General features: G+C 65.0%; 28 protein-coding genes. 23 read left to right on the top strand and 5 right to left on the bottom strand.

The annotated features are described in order from the left end of the window. Positions 1–313: 313 nt before the first annotated feature. Complete coding sequence (locus GH983_RS24455) at positions 314–439, bottom strand: hypothetical protein (RefSeq protein ID WP_256367279.1); 126 nt, start codon at positions 437–439, stop codon at positions 314–316. A 208-nt stretch (positions 440–647) separates the two neighbouring features. Between GH983_RS24455 and GH983_RS05040 the strand changes: the two genes are divergently transcribed. Beyond that, a complete protein-coding gene (locus GH983_RS05040; RefSeq protein WP_069041814.1) occupies positions 648–1,268 on the top strand; it encodes a glycoside hydrolase family 19 protein in 621 nt (206 codons plus the stop codon). 79 nt (positions 1,269–1,347) lie between these two features. Then, the gene (locus tag GH983_RS05045; protein WP_153761804.1) at positions 1,348–1,653 is read left to right on the top strand and encodes a Dabb family protein; all 306 of its coding nucleotides are present in this window, start codon (positions 1,348–1,350) and stop codon (positions 1,651–1,653) included. A 246-nt stretch (positions 1,654–1,899) separates the two neighbouring features. Here the strand turns inward: GH983_RS05045 and GH983_RS05050 are convergent, their stop codons facing one another. Next, positions 1,900–2,874 (bottom strand): chlorophyllase, encoded by a 975-nt coding sequence (locus GH983_RS05050; RefSeq protein ID WP_153761805.1) that lies wholly within the window; start codon positions 2,872–2,874, stop codon positions 1,900–1,902. Between the two features lie 147 nt (positions 2,875–3,021). Here GH983_RS05050 and GH983_RS05055 point away from each other — a divergent pair, with 147 nt between their 5' ends. The 14 genes from GH983_RS05055 to GH983_RS05120 all read left to right on the top strand — a co-directional run bounded on the left by GH983_RS05055 (position 3,022) and on the right by GH983_RS05120 (position 12,647). Beyond that, positions 3,022–3,648 (top strand): TetR/AcrR family transcriptional regulator, encoded by a 627-nt coding sequence (locus GH983_RS05055; protein WP_210251768.1) that lies wholly within the window; start codon positions 3,022–3,024, stop codon positions 3,646–3,648. 94 nt (positions 3,649–3,742) lie between these two features. Next, positions 3,743–4,915: a phage portal protein gene (locus GH983_RS05060; RefSeq protein WP_153761806.1), complete on the top strand. Its 1,173-nt coding sequence runs from the start codon at positions 3,743–3,745 to the stop codon at positions 4,913–4,915. A 310-nt stretch (positions 4,916–5,225) separates the two neighbouring features. Then, positions 5,226–5,795, top strand: a complete 570-nt coding sequence (locus GH983_RS05065) for an alpha-ketoglutarate-dependent dioxygenase AlkB (RefSeq protein ID WP_153761807.1) — start codon at positions 5,226–5,228, stop codon at positions 5,793–5,795. Between the two features lie 237 nt (positions 5,796–6,032). Continuing rightward, complete coding sequence (locus tag GH983_RS05070) at positions 6,033–6,353, top strand: DUF6107 family protein (RefSeq protein ID WP_153761808.1); 321 nt, start codon at positions 6,033–6,035, stop codon at positions 6,351–6,353. Positions 6,354–6,920: 567 nt separating this feature from the next. Next, the gene (locus GH983_RS05075; RefSeq protein WP_153761809.1) at positions 6,921–7,193 is read left to right on the top strand and encodes a hypothetical protein; all 273 of its coding nucleotides are present in this window, start codon (positions 6,921–6,923) and stop codon (positions 7,191–7,193) included. A 135-nt stretch (positions 7,194–7,328) separates the two neighbouring features. Next, positions 7,329–7,904 carry an HK97 family phage prohead protease gene (locus GH983_RS05080; RefSeq protein ID WP_153761810.1) on the top strand — a complete coding sequence of 192 codons (576 nt, stop codon included), beginning with the start codon at positions 7,329–7,331 and terminating at the stop codon, positions 7,902–7,904. 38 nt (positions 7,905–7,942) lie between these two features. Continuing rightward, positions 7,943–9,241, top strand: a complete 1,299-nt coding sequence (locus GH983_RS05085) for a phage major capsid protein (protein ID WP_194842828.1) — start codon at positions 7,943–7,945, stop codon at positions 9,239–9,241. 376 nt (positions 9,242–9,617) lie between these two features. Next, complete coding sequence (locus GH983_RS05090; protein WP_153761812.1) at positions 9,618–10,187, top strand: phage head-tail connector protein; 570 nt, start codon at positions 9,618–9,620, stop codon at positions 10,185–10,187. Between the two features lie 2 nt (positions 10,188–10,189). Next, positions 10,190–10,525, top strand: coding sequence for a phage head closure protein (locus GH983_RS05095; protein ID WP_153761813.1), 336 nt, complete (start codon positions 10,190–10,192; stop codon positions 10,523–10,525). Between the two features lie 62 nt (positions 10,526–10,587). Continuing rightward, positions 10,588–10,758: a hypothetical protein gene (locus tag GH983_RS05100; RefSeq protein ID WP_153761814.1), complete on the top strand. Its 171-nt coding sequence runs from the start codon at positions 10,588–10,590 to the stop codon at positions 10,756–10,758. A 90-nt stretch (positions 10,759–10,848) separates the two neighbouring features. Beyond that, on the top strand, positions 10,849–11,247 hold the full coding sequence (locus tag GH983_RS05105) for a DUF3168 domain-containing protein (protein WP_153761815.1): 399 nt from the start codon (positions 10,849–10,851) through the stop codon (positions 11,245–11,247). Positions 11,248–11,299: 52 nt separating this feature from the next. Beyond that, a complete protein-coding gene (locus tag GH983_RS05110) occupies positions 11,300–11,932 on the top strand; it encodes a hypothetical protein (protein ID WP_210251769.1) in 633 nt (210 codons plus the stop codon). 78 nt (positions 11,933–12,010) lie between these two features. Continuing rightward, positions 12,011–12,367: a nucleotidyltransferase domain-containing protein gene (locus GH983_RS05115; protein WP_054151341.1), complete on the top strand. Its 357-nt coding sequence runs from the start codon at positions 12,011–12,013 to the stop codon at positions 12,365–12,367. Continuing rightward, positions 12,357–12,647 carry a HEPN domain-containing protein gene (locus GH983_RS05120; RefSeq protein WP_153761817.1) on the top strand — a complete coding sequence of 97 codons (291 nt, stop codon included), beginning with the start codon at positions 12,357–12,359 and terminating at the stop codon, positions 12,645–12,647. Before GH983_RS05115 ends, GH983_RS05120 begins: the two co-directional genes overlap by 11 nt. 155 nt (positions 12,648–12,802) lie before the next feature. On the opposite strand, the gene GH983_RS05125 is transcribed toward GH983_RS05120, so the two are convergent. Continuing rightward, the gene (locus GH983_RS05125) at positions 12,803–13,999 is read right to left on the bottom strand and encodes an MFS transporter (RefSeq protein WP_153761818.1); all 1,197 of its coding nucleotides are present in this window, start codon (positions 13,997–13,999) and stop codon (positions 12,803–12,805) included. 518 nt (positions 14,000–14,517) lie between these two features. On the opposite strand from GH983_RS05125, the gene GH983_RS05130 reads away from it, so the two are divergent. The 4 genes from GH983_RS05130 (at position 14,518) to GH983_RS05145 (ending at position 16,314) form a co-directional block, all read left to right on the top strand. Next, entirely contained in the window at positions 14,518–14,925 is a 408-nt protein-coding gene (locus GH983_RS05130) for a phage major tail protein, TP901-1 family (RefSeq protein ID WP_069041801.1), read from the top strand. Positions 14,926–14,932: 7 nt separating this feature from the next. Then, complete coding sequence (locus GH983_RS05135; protein ID WP_236759321.1) at positions 14,933–15,334, top strand: gene transfer agent family protein; 402 nt, start codon at positions 14,933–14,935, stop codon at positions 15,332–15,334. A 47-nt stretch (positions 15,335–15,381) separates the two neighbouring features. After that, positions 15,382–15,534 (top strand): phage tail assembly chaperone, encoded by a 153-nt coding sequence (locus GH983_RS05140; RefSeq protein WP_156322993.1) that lies wholly within the window; start codon positions 15,382–15,384, stop codon positions 15,532–15,534. A gap of 171 nt (positions 15,535–15,705) precedes the next feature. Further along, a complete protein-coding gene (locus GH983_RS05145; protein WP_153761819.1) occupies positions 15,706–16,314 on the top strand; it encodes a phage tail tape measure protein in 609 nt (202 codons plus the stop codon). A 159-nt stretch (positions 16,315–16,473) separates the two neighbouring features. Here GH983_RS05145 and GH983_RS05150 read toward each other — a convergent pair whose 3' ends face one another. After that, on the bottom strand, positions 16,474–16,878 hold the full coding sequence (locus GH983_RS05150; RefSeq protein WP_153763563.1) for a type II toxin-antitoxin system VapC family toxin: 405 nt from the start codon (positions 16,876–16,878) through the stop codon (positions 16,474–16,476). After that, entirely contained in the window at positions 16,878–17,123 is a 246-nt protein-coding gene (locus tag GH983_RS05155; RefSeq protein ID WP_153761820.1) for a type II toxin-antitoxin system VapB family antitoxin, read from the bottom strand. Before GH983_RS05155 ends, GH983_RS05150 begins: the two co-directional genes overlap by 1 nt. A gap of 203 nt (positions 17,124–17,326) precedes the next feature. On the opposite strand from GH983_RS05155, the gene GH983_RS05160 reads away from it, so the two are divergent. From GH983_RS05160 to GH983_RS05170, 3 genes are all read left to right on the top strand, one after another. Beyond that, positions 17,327–17,959 carry a DUF2460 domain-containing protein gene (locus GH983_RS05160; RefSeq protein ID WP_153761821.1) on the top strand — a complete coding sequence of 211 codons (633 nt, stop codon included), beginning with the start codon at positions 17,327–17,329 and terminating at the stop codon, positions 17,957–17,959. Beyond that, entirely contained in the window at positions 17,956–18,852 is an 897-nt protein-coding gene (locus GH983_RS05165; RefSeq protein ID WP_153761822.1) for a DUF2163 domain-containing protein, read from the top strand. The genes GH983_RS05160 and GH983_RS05165 overlap by 4 nt, the downstream gene beginning before the upstream one ends. A gap of 132 nt (positions 18,853–18,984) precedes the next feature. Further along, positions 18,985–19,500, top strand: a complete 516-nt coding sequence (locus tag GH983_RS05170; protein ID WP_153761823.1) for an NlpC/P60 family protein — start codon at positions 18,985–18,987, stop codon at positions 19,498–19,500. The last annotated feature ends 1 nt before the right edge of the window (position 19,501 follow it).

Here is a 19,501-nt window from a genome sequence, read left to right on the forward strand (position 1 = left end):
TTGGGGTGTGGGGACAAGAGGTGTGGTGCTAACGGAACGGGTCCCCTCACCAACAAAATCTGAGGTTTAGCCCTGATCGGGCTAAGCCCTCGATTTTGTAACCTCTCCCACAAGGGGGAGAGGTGTCGATGCGGCTGGCCCCGCGCTCCCTCTCCCCCCACTGTGGGGGAGAAAGCGAAATCGAAGGCTTTGGCGAGCGCAAGCCGGCTAAACTTCAGATTTCGCAAGTGAGGGGATCCGTTCCATTATCCACCACACGAAAAAACCGGCGCCCTTTCGGACGCCGGTTGATCACGCAATGCGGTGGGTAGGTTTACTTCGCAGCCGTTGCGGGGGCTGCCGGCTGGCGGACCTGGCGCCATTCGTTTTCGAGGCGCTGCAGGACATGGGCCGGGATCGTTGCCGGGGCGGCGGTCTTGGTCGAAGTGTTCGTCTGCATGTCTTCCCTCCTCGGGTTTGGAAGTCTGGCCTCCAAACGTGTCTGTAGGCTGAAAGTTCCACAGCGTTAAACCTTTGTAAATATGAACGGAACGAGCTCTAAACGATTGAAATTTCTTCAATCGTTTTAATTCCGAACTTTTTCGCAGGGCCGCAGCGCCCGATACGGCGTAGCCGGCAGCTTTCTTCCCGACATCGAGGATTTCATCATGCGGATCGACCGGCGAATCGTCTTCGCGGGGCTGCGCAATGCCGTGTTCGGCGGGCGGCTTTCTCAAGGGCAGGTGGACGGCGTGGAGGCGGTGCTGACGCGGTTTTCGGCGCGCGGCTGGGGCGATCCGCGCTGGCTCGCCTATATGCTGGCGACCGCGCATCACGAGACCGGCGGCACCATGCAGGCGGTGCGCGAGACCTTTGCGCCTGACGATGCGGAGGCCGTCAACCGGCTGGAACGGGCCTGGCGGGCGGGCAGGCTGCCGACGGTGACGACACCCTATTGGCGCCGCGATGCGGCGGGCCGCAGCTATTATGGGCGGGGTCTTGTGCAGATCACCCATCGCGAGAACTACGCGAAGATGAGCCGGGTGACCGGGCTCGACCTCGTGGCCGAGCCGGATCTGGCGCTCAGGCTCGACGTATCCGCCACCATCCTGGTGGTCGGCATGACCGAAGGCCTGTTTTCGGGGGCAAGGCTCTCCGACTTTTTCTCCGGCACCAAGGCCGACTGGACGGGGGCGCGAAAGATCGTCAACGGCACCGACCGGGCGAAAAAGATCGCGGTGACGGCGAGGATCTTCGACGCGGCTGTCAGGGCGGGGCTGGTGGTGTGAGGCGGCCAAGCGGCGCATTGAGCGGAGGCCCGCGCGATGCTATCGGCTTTTGCGCTGCAATAGCTCTTTGAGGTGCCTCATGATCCGCCACATCGTCTTCTTCACCGTCAGCCCCGAACATCTCGAGGCCGTGCGTGCGGGGCTATCGATCTTGACGGAGATCCCGAGTGCAACACGGCTGGAGATCGGCACGAATGTGAAGACCGACCGTTTTCACCGCAGCATCGATCTGGTGGTTTACGGCGAATTCGAGGACGAGGCGGCACTCGCTGCCTACAAGGCGCATCCGCTTTATGAGGAGAGCATCCGCCGGGTGAAGCCGCTGCGCGAGGATCGCTATGCGGCGGATTATGTGGTGGGGGATGCGGTGACGGCGCGGGTGTGAGGGCTCAGCGGCTCTGGCGCCGGCGCAGCAAGAGATGGAGACCGGCGAGGACCGATAAGCCGAGCAGGAAGAGACCGGCCTGGTTGAAAAAACCGCTAGTGGCAGTGATGTCCATCATGGTGCTTCCTCAAGGTCCGAGAGAAATGTTCGTGCCGGTAAGGGTGCTGCGCAGTTTTGCACGGGAACGGTCTGCTGACAAACCGTCCCGCTGCGGCACGAGACACGCGCCGCAGCGGGGCACCCAGTTCACATCTGCTTCTGCTCGACTTTGCCGAGATCCGCAGCATGGGCCTCAAGCGCAGCCATCGCGTCCGGCCAGCTCTTGGCGTCGATATCGAGCGCAGTTCTCAGCCATGCGAGTGTTATGCGCTGGGTAACAGTGAGGCGATCAGGGTCTTCGTCGTCGGTTTCCTTGGCATCATAGCCGGCGATGCCGCCGAGGCCGTGTTTTCCGCCGAAGAGTGTCAGCAGCGCTTCCGCCCCCGGGGCGTGGCGATAGGGGTCGACATGCCAGTCGGCGCCGCGCGGCGTCAGATGCGGATTGTCGTCGGCGTCACCGGCGACGACCAGGGTGCGGGTGGTCAGCGTCGAGAAATCCGGGTTGAGGGTGGTGTAGTTTGCCCGCGCGTGATCGCTGAGGCTCTCGCCGCCGAGGCCGGGGGCGGCGAGAAGCACGCCGGCCTTGATGCGCGGTTCCGGACGGCGAATGCGGGTAACGGCCGGATCGGCGGTATCCGTGAGGCCCGCGCCGAGCAGCATGCCGACGGTCTGGCCGCCGAGCGAATGGCCGACGGCCGCGATCCGAGTGTGATCGAGGCGGCCTGATAGCAGCGGTACGGTCTGTTCGATGGTGCCGAGACTGTCGAGGATGAGCGTCATGTCGTCGAGCCGCGACTGCCAGAAGAAGGGATAGCCGGGCGCATCCACCCCAAGGCCCGCGACCTTCGAATTGGCATGGGTCGGCTGGATGACGACGAAACCATGGGCGGCATAGAAATCGACGAGCGGGCCATAGCCGTCCTTGGAGGGAATATAGAGCGAGGGGCCGTGGCCGTGCGACAGAAGGATGACCGGCAGGCTGTCGCCGGAGAGCGGTGTGGTGATGCGCAGATCGAGCGGGCGGCCTCGACCGGGCGCCGGCAGCGTGACCGGGTTGATGGTTATGGTTGCTTGCGGGGTCGGCGTCGGGATGGTGCGTGCTTTTGTGACGAGATCATTCATGGAATGAAGCTCCGGGCTCTGGAAATTGCGGGGTGAAGGGGATAAGGATTAAGCGGAACGGTGTTCCGAATGTTGAGGTTATATACGGAACGTCGTTCCGTTTAGCAAGGGCTGCGCGGGATTTCTCCGTGCTGCTGGAAACTGCGCATGGATAAAGAGGCTGCAATGGACGGGGATCACGGACAGGACGCAGGCGGATCGCGGGTGCGCGCCGATGCGCGGCGCAACGAGGATGCGCTGCTGGAGGCGGCCAAGGCGATCTTTGCCGCAAGCGGTGTCGATGCGCCGGCGCGCGAGATAGCGGCCCGCGCCGGTGTCGGCGTGGGCACGCTCTACCGGCGTTTTCCGAGCCGCGCGGATCTCGTCATCGCAGTGTTCAAGCGCGAGGTGGACGCCTGTACGGCGGAGGCGGCGGTGCTCGCATCAGGGCATCCGCCGGGCGAGGCGCTGGCGCTCTGGCTGCGCCGTTTCACCAGGTTCATTGCCGCCAAGCGTGGGCTGGCTCAGGCGCTGCATTCCGGCGATCCGGCCTTTCAGGCGCTGCCGGATTATTTTCGTGAGAATTTCGAGCCGGCTTTGGCCGGGCTCCTGGACGCAGCTGTCAAGGCAGGCGCCGTGCGGCCCGGTATCGAGCCCTACGAATTGCTGCGCGCCATCGGCAATCTTGCCGCGATCAAGGGTGCGGAACCGGAGGGCGAGACATCAGTGATGGTCGAGCTGCTGATCGACGGATTGCGCTTTGGTGCGGGCAAAGTATCGCCGGCTGCAGGCTGAGGCCGGCGATCGTTTGCAAGAGACGGCATAGGCGGGGGCCGGGCCGATCGCGGCAGGCTGCCTGATCGATTTCATTTCTGTCGAGGACATCCCCATGAAACTTCCCTTCCGAATGCCCTGGGCGCAAGCCCGGGATCGAACCTCCGTGCCCGAGGAAAAGGCGCTTCATCCGCGACCCGGAACGGCGCTGGCGCTGATTGCGGGCGAGGGCGAGGCGCGGTGGACGGGCAGGTCCTATGCGGCGCTGTCGCGGGAAGGCTTCATGAAGAACCCGGTGGCGCATCGCTGCGTGCGGCTGGTGTCGGAAGCTGCGGCCAGCATCGGTTTTCTCGCCTATCAGGGCGCGCAAGAACGGGAGGAGCATCCGGCCCTTGCGCTTCTGGCGCGGCCGAACGGGGCGATGACGGGGGCGGATTTTCTCGAAACGCTGTATGGCCAGCTGCTGCTATCCGGCAATGCCTATGTCGAGGCGGTGGCCACAGGTGGGCGCGGTTCGGACCAGGCGGCGGCGCTGCATCTGCTTCGGCCCGACCGGGTGAGCGTGGTGACCGGGGCGGATGGCTGGCCGTCGGCCTATGACTATCGCGCCGGCACCAAGGCCAGGCGGATCGCGCTCGATGGTCTCCTGCATCTGAAGCTGTTTCATCCGCTCGATGATCACGAGGGTTTTGCGCCGCTGGCGGCAGCGCAGGTGGCACTCGATCTGCATAACGCGGCGGGGCGCTGGAACAAGGCGCTGCTCGACAATTCGGCCCGGCCTTCCGGCGCGCTGGTCTACCAGCCGAAGGAGGGCGGCAATCTCTCTGCCGACCAGTATCAGCGGCTGAAGGTGGAGCTCGACGAGGGCTATTCCGGCCCGATGCGCGCCGGGCGGCCGCTGCTCTTGGAAGGCGGGCTTGACTGGAAATCCATGGGGCTTTCTCCGAAGGACATGGATTTTGTCGAGGCGAAGAATGGGGCTGCCCGCGACATCGCACTCGCCTTCGGCGTGCCGCCGATGCTGCTCGGCATTCCCGGCGACAACACCTATGCCAATTACCAGGAGGCCAACCGCGCCTTTTATCGCCTGACCGTGCTGCCGCTGGTGACACGCACGGGGGCGTCGCTTTCAGTGTTCCTCGGCGACTTGACGGGCGAGACGCTGCGGCTAGTGCCGGATCTGGACACCGTGGCGGGGCTATCGGCCGAGCGCGATGCGCTCTGGGCGCGGGTGGGGGCGGCGGCGTTTTTGACGGACGAGGAGAAGCGCGAGGCGGTGGGGTATTGAGGGCTTTGTTGTGCCAAAGCACTGATCCCCTCACCAACAAAATCTGAGGTTTAGCCCTGAGCGGGCTAAGCCCTCGATTTTGTAACCTCTCCCACAAAGGGGAGAGGTGTCGATGCGGCTGGCCTCGGCTCCCTCTCCCCTCTGTGGGGGAGAAAGCGAAATCGAAGGCTTAGGCGAGCGCAAGCCGCCTAAACTTCAGATTTCGCAAGTGAGGGGATCAGTTCCGCTGGCAATATCCCCCAGCATCACACGGATGCCAGTTACAGATGTCCGCACTAGGATGCTTGCTCTACCGATACGGACACCGCCTATGGAAACCCAGCCCCACCTCCCACCCGGTGCCAGTCTCGTCCCCGACTGGATCACCCCTGCACGGGAAGCCGTGCTTGCCGCCTTCCTCGACGCCGGTGCGTGGAGCGGCGAGCTGAAGCGGCGGGTGCGGCATTTCGGCTATCGCTATGACTACCGGGCGAGGAGCGCCACGGCGGAGAGCCGGATCGGGCCGCTGCCGGACATGCTCAAGGGGCTGGCGGAGCGGCTGGTGGCGGACGGGTTTTTCTCAGACGTGCCGGACCAGGTGATTGCCAATGAATATCTGCCCGGGCAGGGGATCAGCGCGCATGTCGATTGCGAGCCCTGTTTCGGCGAGGTGATCGCCTCGCTCAGTCTGCTGTCGGGCTGCGAGATGCGGTTTGGATGCCTTGCAAGCGGCGAGACGCGCGCAGTCATCTTGCAGCCGCGTTCGCTGCTGATGCTCGTGGGACCAGCGCGGCGTGACTGGACGCATGCGATCCCGGCGCGGCGGTCGGACGTGATTGATGGCGTGCGGGTGATGCGCGTGCGGCGGGTGTCGCTGACGTTTCGGACGATGCGGTTTTGACCGCAGTTCGTGGCAGGCAGGGCCAGCCACGGCTTCATCTATCAATTCAACCGGCTGAATCAGATTGTGAACTTTCGCCGTCAAGCGACTCCACTGACTCGGCAATTCGCTGCCACTTCACCTGACGGGTGAAGCGCTCGGCTCGGGCTGAAGGGGAAAAGGGCGCCGGCCGCAGCCTTGAGGGCGGGATCGTTCCGGCCGGCGCTCTCCTAAAAGCTAACTGCGAAAGATGAACAAATGACTGACTTCGGCCATGATGGCGGGGTGACCTCCGCGCGTCTGATCGGTGCTGTCGCGGGCTCCGCGATCTCGCTGGTCTATCTGCTTCCCAAACACCGCCGCGAGGCCGCCGTGCGCTTTCTGACAGGCGTCGCCTGCGGGCTGATCTTTGGCGGGCCGACGGGTCTCTGGGGCGCCGGACAGCTGGGGCTTGAGGGCCGGTTGTCGACGGCGGAGATCATGCTGGCGGGGGCGACGCTCGCGTCGTTTACCGCCTGGTGGGGGCTGGGTGTTCTGGTGCGGCTGACGGGGCGTGCAGGGGACGGGGCGGGTGGGTGAGCGCCTTCATCCTGAGGTGCCCCTGTGCAGGCAGGGACCTCGAAGGATGCTGTGTGGATGCAAAGGGTGGACTGGACCCTTCGAGGCCCTCGCATTGCGAGGGCACCTCAGGGTGAGGGGCGATGGGGGACGCCGCCCTTGAGGGGGACGGTCGGAGCACAGCTCCGGGGTGGGGTGATGCGGTGGCGGCTTAGTCTGCGTCTGGCGTGTGATACGCAGCCGCGATCACACCCACCCGCCGCCTTACGGAGACCTCCCCCCTCAAGAGGGAGGTGGGTGGATGCTGCTGGCTTCCCCTTGATTTCGATGGGTGTCGAAAGGATTGCTGCGGTGTAAGCCTCGATCGTGAAGCGTGTCCGAGTCTCCGGAGGATATTGATGGAACGTTCGTAGCTTCCTTTCGCCTCGGGAAACGCCTGTCCATCAAGAAATCGCCCGTACTCGGGTAACAGACGGAATGACAATGTCGACTATATGGCTTCTTGAGTTTCTTCTGCAGAGTGCGTTCGTGCTTTCCGTCATACTAAGCCTTGCCGTTGCTCGGACTTTGAAGAAGAGGTGCCCGAAGATGCGGGGACTCAATCGGCTGGGTCTCACATTCGTCGCCACATATCTGTTCATCGTGGTCAGTGTGAATCTGATCGACAAGGGTATTGGCTGGACCTTCGAGGCATGGGAGGCGGCGGGTGTCGAGGGGCCCGAGATGGCGCGGCTTGCCGACCTCTTTTTTCTGGATACGGCTCGAGCGCTGATCGTCTTTACGGCCGTCATCTATGCCACATTCAATATTCTGATCGTCGCAGTGGTGAACTGGGCAGGCGCCCGCTTGCGGCGAACCTGAGCAGCGGAGGCCTTTCCTTCACTTCCATTCGACTGATCTCGTTTGAAAAGCCCCGGCCCCGCCGGGGTTTTTTCGTTTGTGCATCAAGGTGGAATGCGCCGGCGAGACACAATCAACATCACGAGGAGACAAGCCATGCAGGCTTTGGAAACGGCGGGTGCGCCGCGGTTTTGTTATGCCGGGCTGACGCTGAAGGGCGTGGCGGGCGACGGGCGGTTTTCGGGTTATGCGAGCCTGTTCGGCGAGGTCGATCTTGGCCGCGATGCGATCGAGCCCGGGGCCTTTGCCGCGTCGCTGACGAAGCGCGGGGCGGGCGGCGTGCGCATGCTCTTTCAGCATGATCCGGCCGAGGTGATCGGCCGCTGGACTGTCATCCGCGAGGATGAGCGGGGGCTTTATGTCGAGGGCAGGCTCGCGACCGATGTCGGCCGCGCCCGCGAGGTGCATGCGCTGATGAAGGCCGGCGCGCTGGACGGCCTCTCGATTGGGTTTCGGGCGGTCAAGACGAGGGCGGACCGCAAGACGGGCGTGCGGCGGATTCTCGAGGCCGATCTCTGGGAGATCTCGGTGGTGACCTTTCCCATGCTGCCGACGGCGAGAGTGTCCAATGTCAAGCACAGGCGGTTCTACCGCGACAGGGAAACCGAGCTCGTTCGGCTGATGCGCCGGGCGGCTCGGTCGATGGCGAACAATCACTTCACGAAAGGATGAGCGACATGGAAGACGCGATGATGACGGGTGAGGGCATGATGGGGCAGGACGTGACGGATGTGGCAGGCGGGCGGCGCGCCAGGCGGGCGAAGGGTGCTGCGGCAAGGCTGGCACCGGAGGTGAAGGCGGCGCCCGATACGGTGACGGCGGCCTTTGTCGAATTCATGAATGCCTTCGAGGCTTTCAAGGAGGCGAATGACGAGCGGCTCGGCGAGATCGAGGAGAAGCTTTCGAGCGATGTCGTGACCCGCGACAAGGTCGAGCGGATCAACAAGGCGATCGACGAGCAGAGCCGGCTTCTCGACGAACTCGTGCTGAAAAAGCGCCGCCCGGCGCTGGAGCGGCCCGGCCGCGACGAGGCGGGGCTTGCCGAACACAAGGCGGCCTTCGAGGCCTATGTCCGGCGCGGCGATGATGCAGCGCTGCGTGACCTCGACCAGAAGGCGCTGTCGGCGGGAGTTTCCGGCGATGGCGGCTATCTGGTGCCGCAGCAGGTGGACGAGGAGATCGGCCGCAGGCTGAGGGTCATCTCACCGATCCGGTCGCTGGCGACCGTGCGGCAGGTCTCGGGCGCGGTGCTGAAGAAGCCGTTTGCTGCCTCGGGTTTTGCCTCGGGCTGGGTGGCGGAGACGGCGGCGCGCACGCAAACCGGCACGCCGGAACTGGCCGAACTCGCCTTCCCGACCATGGAGCTCTATGCCATGCCGGCGGCGACACAAGGCCTGCTCGACGATGCCGCCGTCGACATCGAGGCCTGGATTGCGGCCGAAGTTGACATCGCCTTTGCCGAACAGGAGGGCGAGGCCTTTGTCTCAGGCGACGGTGTGCTGAAGCCCAAGGGTTTCCTGAGCTATGATCAGGTGGATGACGCATCCTGGGAATGGGGCAAGATCGGCACGATTGCCACCGGGGCGGCGGGTGCCTTTGCGGCAAGCGGGGCCTCCGATGTGCTGATCAACGCGGTCTATGCGCTGAAGGCGGGACACCGGCAGAACGGCACCTTCGTCATGAGCCGTCGCAGCCAGGGCGCGGTGCGCAAGTTGAAGGATGCCGACGGCAACTATCTCTGGGCGCCACCAGCGCGGGCGGGTGATCCCGCTTCGCTGATGGGCTTCCCGGTCGCCGAATCCGAGGACATGCCGGAGATCGCGGCCAATGCGACGGCAATCGCCTTCGGTGATTTCCGCGCGGGTTATCTCGTGGTGGATCGCGTTGGCGTCCGCGTGCTCCGCGATCCCTATTCGGCGAAGCCTTACGTGCTGTTTTACACCACCAAGCGCGTCGGCGGCGGCGTGCAGGACTTCGAGGCGATCAAGCTGGTGAAGTTCGGGGCGTGAGGGTGGCGTGTCCCTCCGCTTGAGGGCGAGGTGGTTTTGCGGCCGCGTGACCGCCTCTCCCCTCGGGGAGAGGAACGCCGAGCGCAGCGGAGGCGAGGTGAGGGGGCGGTTCGGCGAAGCGTCGAATAGTAAGCTTGAGCTTCGCTCCCCCTCATCCCCGGTGCAAAAAGTTGCACCTGAGCGCTGCGCGCCACCTTCTCCCCGCTGGGGAGAAGAGAGGGAGGCCCGCCACCGCCCTCATGCTGAGGTGGGCGCGGAGCGCCCCTCGAAGCATCCATCTCTCAACTCTTCAGGGTGGCCTCGCCCTTCGAGGCCGGGCGTGGCCCGGCGCCTCAGGGTGAGGGGCTACCTGCAATTCGTTTTCAAGGAACCTCCCATGACTATCATCGAACTCACTCCACCCGCTGTGGAGCCGCTGACGCTTGTCGAGATCAGGGCGCATCTGAGGCTCGATACGGAGGAGGAGGATGCGCTGCTTTCAGCGCTTGCCATCGTCGCCCGCGAGCATCTGGAGCGGGAGACGGGGCTGGTGCTGGCGACCAGGGATTTCAGGTTTTGCCTCGACGACTGGCCGGCGGACGGGATTGTGACCATTCCTCGCGGGCCGGTCCGGGTGGTGACCGCGGTGACCGTCTATGATGGCGAGGGTGAGCCGCAGGCTGTGGATCTTGATGGCCACTTGCTCGACGGTCACGCGCGTCCAGCGCGGCTCTGGCTGCGGGACGTGCCGCAGCCGGGGCGGGCAATGAACGGGATCGAGGTGGAATTGTCAGCCGGCTTCGGCGAGAGCGGCGCGGATCTACCGGAGACGCTGAAGCGGGCGATGCTTACGCATATCGCGGCGATGTATGCCTGCCGGGGCGTGGTCGCGGTCGAAGCCCAGCCGGCTGTCGTGCCGCCCGGTTACGAGCGGCTGATAGCACCCTTCTGCCGGCGAGGGCTCTGATCATGGTCCTGCTGGATATCGATGCCGGGCGGCTGACGGCGCGGCTTGTGCTGGAGCGGCCGGAGCCGGTGGACGACGGGCAGGGCGGGGCGGTGACGGGCTTCGTCGAACTGGCTCGGGTCTGGGCGCTGGTCGAGCCGCACAGCTTTGCCGAAGAGGAAAAGGGGCCGGGGCTTGTGGCGACCGTCACGCATCATGTGACGGTGCGCTCGCGTGGCGATGTCGTGGCCGGGCAGCGATTTCGCAAAGGGGCGCGGGTGTTCGAGATCCTGGCGGTGCGCGACCCCGATGAGACCGGAAGGTTTCAGGTGGCGCTGTGCCGCGAGGTGACGGGATGAGCCGCGGCGCCGGACTAGGGCGAGGATCCGGACGGCGGGGCGTGGCGCTGGAGGAGACGGGCATGCAGCTCGCCGAGATCTTGCGGCGGGCGCTGGCAGTCCGTGTGGCGAAGCGCAGCGATCGGACATCGAAAGACGGGGACTCGATGGAGCCCGATGGGTCGGCGGCCGAAGGACTGGGCGCTGACGGACGCTATAACCGGGTGTCGGGTGAGGCGCAGACGGGCCGCTAGGCACACGGGAGCTTCGCGGACACCGGCTGTGCGCGAGGGGCACAAAGGCGCCGGTCGGTGTCGCACAGCAGAGCCACGGGAGAGTGAGAGATGACAAATGCAGTCAATGCCTTGCTGGCCGGCCTTCAACAGGCGGTAAAGGGGAATGCGGTACTGACGGCGGCGCTCGGACCCCAAGGACTGTCCGACCGGACGATCCGGCCGCAACGCTTTCCGGCGCTTGTCGTCGGCGCGGTCGAGGCTCGCGACTTTTCAACCGGCGAGGCGGAAGGGGCGGAGATCCTGCTGACGCTCGAGGCCTGGAGTGCGGTCTCGCGACGTGAGGCCGAAGGGCTGGTGGCGGAGGTGAGGCGGCTGGCCGACAGCTTGCCGGAGATGCTGGGCGAGTTTCGGCTCGTCAACTTTCGGCACCGCCGGACGACAAGCCGGCGCGAGGTGAAGGCGGGGTTGTTCGTGGCCGAGGCGGGGTTTCGGGCGGTGGTGGAGTGAGGTAGCGAAGCTCGGAGCCGGGCGTCACGTGGGGCTGGGATGCCAGGTGTCTATGTTGGACCGCCTGCGGACAAACGGTTGTGTCCTCAGGGGTGCGGTGGCAGGCTGGTTGCTGTCGATTGACGTTCGATTCCATACATTTGCGTTGAAAGGAGTTTCGATGAAACGGGCTTTTCTCTCCATGGTCCTTTTGTCATCCACGCATTCGGACAGTCTGGCATCGTCCTGCCCGTTGCCGGCAATGATCGATTTTTGCGTTACAGGTGCCGCCGACATCGAGCGCCTTCGAGAACTGGCAGAGCGACCAGGCTGGACCAAGGACGCAAGCACAGACCGGGTGGATCGACCCATACCTCGATCTGGCTCGTTTACGGCCACCTCTCCTGACGGCTTTGCCTTCGCTGTATTCTATCAGGACTACGGTTCATTTGCGTCCGTGAGCTGTACCTTCGAGGTCATGAGCTCCATCGGTGCCCTCGGCGGTACGACTGCCTGCAGCGCGCAGGAGGCTGAAACGTTCGAGACCGATCTTAAGACTGCTGTTACCGGCGAGATATCGAAGCAGACGAGTGATTTTGGCAATGGCTTCATGATTCGAGGCGAGTCGATGTGGATGCGCGCGGTCGTCAGTGCGGACGGAGGTATCACCAGTGCCTGGACGGACAGTCACGCGCTGAAGCGCTGACGACATCAAGACAACAAGGCTGTGGAACGCAAAGGCAGAATACTGTATCTTCGCGGTGGTTTTTCAATGGGAAGATCCATGGGCGAGATCGCGCAGAGCTTGAGTGGGCGGGTGGCGGATCCTGAGAGGTTTCCGGAGCTGCAGACCTTGCTTGCGCGGATCGACGCGGCCTGCAATCCCATCGAGGTGATCCTTTATGGGAGCCGTGCGCGCGGTGACGCCAACGCTCAGAGCGACTGGGATCTGAAGGTAATCGTTTCGGATGACGCGCCGGAGACGGTGATGTCGCCGCTGTTCGGCTGGCGTCTGCAGGAAGGCTCAGGGGTGCATGCAGACGTTTCCGTTGCGCGCCTTTCGGAATTCCAGGCGGACCTCGAAGTCGCAAATTCTGCGGCCAGCCATATCGTAGACGACGGTATCCTGCTTGTCCGCTGAACTGCATATCGCCAACGCGCTGCGATTGGCGCGTGAGGATCTGGAGGCGGCGACCTTGCTTGCGGCTGCCGATAACCGCAATGACGCCTATCATGCACAACAGGCTGCGGAGAAAATGCTCCTGGCCCTTCTGACGGCGGAAGGTATCAGGGCCGAGCGCCGGGACAGCCACCGTATCGACGTGTTGCGGGAGCTTCTGCCCGACACGGATCCATTCAAGGCGCGGTTTGCAACACTGACTTTCTTGACGGTGTTCGCGACCACCTATCGCTATCCTTAGGATGCCGGTCGAATTCCGGCGCGGGCCGAGCGCGTTGAATTGGAAGCGGCACTCGCAACGCTGAAGCAAATCCTGACCGATCTCGCGGGGCATTTTGGCGTCGAGCTTCTCGCCTCGGATCGATTGCCAGCAGCGACGTCGAGCCCACCGCGCGCCTAGACCTTGACCTGTCCCCGCTTCGCAATCACCGCCAGCGCCAGGATTGCCGCGAAACCCGTGGCGGCGAAGAGGGCGGCAAGCACGAGGCCGGCATCGATGCCGGCGCGGTCGATGACGGCGGTCATCAGGACGGGGGCTGTCGCATTGGCGAGGTTTTGCGGCAGAGCGAGGCGCGCCGACTGGCGGGCGAAGCGGCTGGCGGAGAAGAAGGCGAGCGGCAGCGTGGCGCGGGCGAGTGTCGTGACGCCGGAGCCGAAGCCGTAGAGCGCGGTGAACATCAGCAGGCTCGAGGGCGTGCCGGATGAGAAGATCAAGAGCAGGGTGGAGCCCGTGAGCATGGCCATGCCGGCAAGCCCGGTGGTCACAGGCGAGGAGCGCTTGCCGAGCACCAGATCGAAGGCGCGGGCGGCAATGCCGAAGACGGCGCGCAGCGATCCGAGCTGCAGCGCCAGTGCCGGCGTCGCGCCGGAGAGTTCGAGGATATGCAGGAGCTGCGGCGAGAGACCAAAGGTCATCAGGCTGGCGAGCGAGGTCGAGAGCGCAATCATGAGGAAGGCAAGCGTCGCCATGCGACGGCTCAACTCCAGCGGTTCCCGGGCGTCTGCGGCGAGGTCCTCAGCCGAGCGGGTGATCGCGATGCGGCTAAGGGACAGATGGATCGGAAGCGCCAGCACGAGCTGCGCGGCGGCGGCGGCGAAAAGCGCCCCGCGCCAGCCGAAGGCCTCACCGGCGAGCGTCAGCAGCGGCCAGCAGACCGCCGAGGAAAGCCCGGTGAAGATCATCAGTATGCCGATGGCGCGGCGGGAATTGTGGCCCTCGCGCTCGACGACGGCGGCAAAGGCCGGGACCGTCAGGGCAAATGATCCGCCGGCGCCGAGGATCAGCCAGGCGATCGCATAGGTGACGATGCCGGTCGAGAGCGCCAGCATGGCAAGGCCGGATGCCATCAGGACCGAGCCCATGGCGAGCACGCGGGCAGCGCCATGACGGGCGATCATGCGGCCGGTCCAGGGGCCGAGAAAGGCCATGACGAGCATCATCACGGTGAGCCCGGCAAAGGCGGCCTCGTTGGCAAGTCCGAGATCGGACGCCATGGCCCGGCCGAAGACGGCCGGCATTTCATAGGTCGTGCCCCAGCCAAGGATCTGCGAGACCGCAAGCGCGGCAACGAGGAGGGTGCGGGGCATGTTCATGGGAGACTCGGGGGGGAGGTTGCAATCGGCGGGAGTGTTTCTTCTAGGCCGGTTGCAGGGTGGGCGATAGGGTGAAATCTTGGGATGTGTGCGTGTTTGGGGGTGATCCACCCTCCCCTTGAGGGGAGGGTCGGACCGCAGGTCCGGGGTGGGGTGATCCAGTTTTCCGGCTGTGCCCTTTCTGGTGGTGGTCACCCCCACCCGCCGCTCTGCGGCGACCTCCCCCTCGAGGGGGAGGTGGGAAGCGCCGCTTGTGGCCTCGGCCCTTCGAGGCCCGGCATTGCCGGGCACCTCAGGGTGAGGGGACGTTCGAGTGTGCCGTCTCCACCCTCCCCTTGAGGGGGAGGGTCGGACCGCAGGTCCCGGGTGGGGTGATCCAGATTCCGGTTGCGCTCTTTCTGACGGTGGTCACCCCCACCCGCCGCTTTGCGGCGACCTCCCCCCTCAAGGGGGAGGTGGGAGCGACGCCGGCGCCTCGGCTGACAGGCGATCACAGACATCATCAAAGGAGAGACGCCATGGGCGCGCAGAAGGGCAAGGATCTGTTGCTGAAGGTCGAGGATGGGGCGGAGTTTGTGACGGTGGCGGGCTTGAGGGCCAGACGTCTCGCCTTCAATGCGCAATCGGTTGACGTGACCGATAGTGAAAGCGCCGGGCGCTGGCGGGAACTGCTGGAGGGCGCCGGCGTGCGGCGCGCCGGTCTGACGGGCTCCGGCCTGTTCAAGGATGCCGCCTCCGATGCGCTGATAAGGGCGGCCTTTTTTGCCGGCTCCATCCTGACCTATCAGGTGGTGATCCCGGATTTCGGCACGGTGACGGCGCCGTTTCAGGTGACGGCGCTGGATTATGCCGGCAATCACGACGGCGAGGTGACCTTCGAGATCGCGCTGGAATCGGCCGGTGCCGTTTCTTTCGCGGCGCTGTGAGGCGGCGATGCGGGGCTATGAACGCGAGATGCGCGAGCCGGTGACGGTCAACCGCGCCAACCGCCATCGCGGCGAGGTCGAAGGCGTCATCGACGGTGAGCGGCGCATCCTGTGTCTGACGCTCGGCGCGCTTGCCGAGCTCGAGACTGCTTTCGGCGCTGACAGTCTCACGGATCTCGCGACACGTTTTGCCAGTGGCCGGCTGAAGAGCGCCGATCTGACCCGAATCCTCGCCTGCGGATTGCGCGGTGGGGGCAACCGGGTTTCCGATGCCGATGTCGCCGAGATGGCGGTCGAGGGCGGCGTGGCGGGTGCAGCGAAACTGGTGGGCGAGTTGCTGGCGGTGACCTTTGGGTCTGAACCAGGCGCGCAGGATCTGAGATCAGGCGAGGGCGGCACCTCCCCTTGAGGGCCGCAGGCGGGCGAGACGTGCGGCCGTTTCCCTGGGGAACGGTGATGACGCTCGGCCTCTCCCGCCTGCGGCTTTCTCCTGATGTGTTCTGGGGGCTGAGCTTGCCGGAGCTGGCGGCGATGGCGGGGGCTTTCGGTGAGCCTACCGGCCTGTCGCGGCGGGAGGTGGAGACCCTGATGCAGAAATTTCCAGATTGAGCGTCGGCGTGACCGACTCTCCCTTCGGGGAGGAGGTGTGTTGCAGATTGCACCCCCTCGCCCTTCGAGGCCCTCACGGGCGAGGGCGCCTCAGGGTGAGGGGAAAGTGCTGCCAGGCAACACGGATGTCTCTTGCCTGTCCGTCAGACCCTTTCACGAAAGGACGTTTCCATGACCGATGACGACACACTGGCGGTCGCAGTCGACCTCGATGCGGCGGCAGCGCTCTCCGTGCTCGACGATCTCGAAAGTCGCTCGGCGAGTTTCGGCCGGGCGCTGACCTCGGCGCTGAAGGGCGCGACGACAGGCGGCAAGGGGCTGGAGGAAGTGTTGCGCGGGGTCGGATTGCGGCTCACCGATATCGCGCTCGCCTCGGGCCTGAAACCTCTCGAGACCCTGCTCGGCAATGCGGCGGGCAGCCTGATCGGCAGCCTCTCCGCCGGGCTTGGATCGGCGCTTTCCGGCGGGGTCACGGCCTTTGCCCAGGGCGGTGTCCCTGGACGGGTCACCCCTTTTGCCGACGGCGGCGTCGTGGCGGCACCGACTTACTTTCCGATGGACGGTGGGACCGGGCTGATGGGCGAGGCGGGCGCCGAGGCGATCCTGCCGCTGAAACGCGGTGCGGACGGCGCGCTTGGCGTGGCGTCCGAGGGCAGCGGGGCGACCACGGTCATTCATTTCCAGGTGACGGCAAGCGATGCTGCAAGTTTTGCCAGAAGTGAAGGGCAGATCACGGCCATGCTGGCGCGCTCCGTGGGGCGCGGACGGCGGGGGATGTGAGTGGGTTAGCGAGTAGCGAGTAGGGAATAGGGAATAGGGAGTGGCTTGCCCCTCATCCGGCCCTGCGGGCCACCTTCTCCCCGCAGGCGGGGAGAAGGAAAGGGCGGCCGGCGCCGAAAGCTGCAATCAAGCAAACTCGGTCTGCAGACCGACCTGCGCTCAGGCAATGACATCGAGATCCGTGGCGCGAAACTCGTCGGCGGTGGCAAGGATCGGGACGCCGTGGAATTTGGCGCAGGCATAATGCAGGCAATCGCCGAGGTTCAGGCCGTGGCGACCATGGCGAAAGCGATGGGCGGCCTCCGAGGAGAGGCGAACCGTATGTGCAGGCGGCGGCAGATCGCGGATGTCGATGCCGCGGGCTTCGAGAAATTCCGTCACCAGGGCTTCGACCGCAGGCACCGGAAGATCGAGCTTGTCCGCGCGGGCGAGACCGAGAACCGTTTCGAGGACCGCAATCGGGGATGTGAATGGTCGCGTGGCGGACGCGAGCGCATCGGACACGCGCTGCGCTTCCGGCTCGTCCGACAGAAGCGCGATGATCGCGCAGGCGTCGACGAACATCACTTGTCACCCCACAGGTCATTGAAAACCTCGCGGGGAAGGGGGCTCCGGGCCTGTTCCGCCAGAACTACCTCGTGTTTTGTCCTGAGGCGCGCGGCCGTTTCCAGCGCTGTTTCGGCGCGATTGCGCCGTTCGATCGCCTCCTTCATGGCGATCACGATCGCATCGGTGATGCCGACGCCTGCCATCTGCGCAAACTGCCGCGTCAGCGCATCGGCTTCCGGATTGTTGACGTTGATGGCCATGACGGCTCCATGTAGATGTTTTCCGCTTTCAATGTAGATGGTCGTGGGCGGTTTTCCAAGGGGCGCCAGGCGCGCAGCCGTTCGGACTATCCGCGTGCGCAGCCGCCAAAGACAGATGTCGTCAGCCCCACTGATCACCGCTCAGGCGCCCGTCTGACATTTCTCTTTTCTTTTTCTTGCAGTTTTATCGAACGGAGACCGCCATGGCCTTTCACGAACAGCGTTTCCCGCTGCGTCTGTCGCTGTCCACGAGCGGCGGGCCGGGGCGGCAGACGGATATCATTTCGCTTTCCAATGGTCGCGAGGCGCGCAATCGGCGCTGGCGGTTTTCCAGGCGCCGCTATGATGTCGGCACCGCAGTGCGCTCGGTCGCGGATCTCTATGCCGTGCTGGAATTCTTCGAGGCGCGCGGCGGGCAGCTGCATGGGTTTCGCTTTCGCGATCCTGTGGATTGCTCCTCGGCACGGCCGGGTGAGGCAGTCACGCCGCTCGACCAGTGGATCGGGGCGGGCGACGGCGAGACTGCGGCTTTCCAGCTGGTGAAGGCCTATGGCGATGGCGCGGCGGTCGAGCGGCGGCCGGTGGTGAAGCCGGTGGCGGGATCGGTTCGGGTTGCGCTTGACGGGGTGGAGCAGACGGGTGGTTTTTCCGTCGATGCGGCCACCGGGGTCGTCACCTTTGGACCCGCTCGTATGCCGGAAGAGGGAACGGAGATCCGGGCGGGTTTCGACTATGACGTGCCCGTTCGTTTCGACGCCGACCGGATCGAGATTGATCTCGAAGCCTTTCGGGCCGGGCGCATTCCCTCCATTCCGCTGATCGAGGTAATCCCATGAGAAGGCTTCCTGAAGCGCTTGCCACCCATGTTGCGACCGGCGAGACGACGCTGTGCCGCGCCTGGCGCGTTACCTGCCGGGACGGTTTTCGGCTCGGGTTCACCGAACATGACCAGCGGCTCGACTTCGCCGGCACGGTGTTCGAGCCGGGTACCGGCTTCTCAGCGACTGAGGCCAGTAGTGCAAGCGGTCTTGCAGCGCCGGGGGCTGAGGTGCGGGGCGGATTTTCGAGCGAGGCGATTACCGAAGCCGATCTCGCAGCCGGGCGCTTTGACGGGGCGCGGGTCGAGTGTTTTTTGATCAACTGGCAGGCGCCGGAAGAGCAGCACGCGATTGTTACGGTGCAGGAAATCGGCGAGGTGAGCCGCGCGGGGCCGGGCTTTTCGGCGGAGCTCCGCAGCTTTGCCCATCGCCTGCAGCAGGCGGAGGGGCGGATCTACAACCGCCGCTGCGATGCGGATCTCGGCGATGACAGGTGCCGGGTGAACATGGACGTCGCGAACCGCCGGGTTATGGGCGTCGTTGCGGCGGTGTTGGCGGGGGACCGGCTGACGGTCTCTGGCCTGCCGGGTCTGGGCGAGGGGCATTTCCGGCTCGGGCATGTGAGGTTCGACGACGGGCCTCTGGCCGGCAAGCGGCTGGCCATCGAGGAGAGCAGTGCTGTGGTGGGTGGGCTGATGACGCTGAGGCTCTGGCTGCCGCTCGAGGCGCGGCCGGCCGAAGGGGATGCCGTGACGCTGACGGTCGGCTGTGACAAGAGTTTTGCCACCTGTCGAGCAGTCTTCGGCAACCCGCTGAATTTTCGTGGCTTTCCGCACATGCCGGGCAGCGACTTTGCCTATTCCTATGTCAGTGGCGATAGCACCCATGATGGCGGGGTGTTGTATCGGTGAGGCTTGCTCTACCCTCCCCTTGAGGGGGAGGGCGGACAGGAGGTCCGGGGTGGGGTGAGCCTGGCTTGCTTCTCTTCGGTTCACCCCCCACCCGCCGCTTCCCGGTCATCACCTTCCCTCCGGAGCTTCCCCATGTCCGTCAACACGTCCGTCCTGGCGATTGCCGGGACCTGGATCGGCACGCCCTATCGGCATCAGGGATCGGTGAAGGGGGTGGGCTGCGACTGCCTGGGGCTTGTTCGCGGGATCTGGCGGGAACTCTATGGCAAAGAGCCCGAGCCCGTGCCGGCCTATGCGCCTGATTGGGCGGAGCGGGCGGGCGAGGAGCGGTTGATCGCGGCGGCCGGGCGGCATTTTCAAGCCGTGGCTTCTTTTGCGGAGAGCCGGCCGGGCGATCTCGTGCTGTTTCGCTTTCGGCCGCATCTGGCGGCGAAACATGCGGGCATTCTGGCCTGTATGGCTTCGGAAGGGGGCGGCTGTGACATGGACGCCGACGAGGCGCGGTTTTCGGCGGAATACGCTCCCAGTCAGCCGCCGCCCGACGCCTTCATCCATGCCTATGAACAATCGGCGGTGACGTTGTCGGCGCTCGTGCCGGCCTGGCGGCGCAGGATTGCCGGCATCTACCGCTTCCCCGAAAGGATCTGAA

The organism is Agrobacterium sp. MA01 (assembly GCF_009650195.1).
Taxonomy (GTDB): domain Bacteria; phylum Pseudomonadota; class Alphaproteobacteria; order Rhizobiales; family Rhizobiaceae; genus Allorhizobium.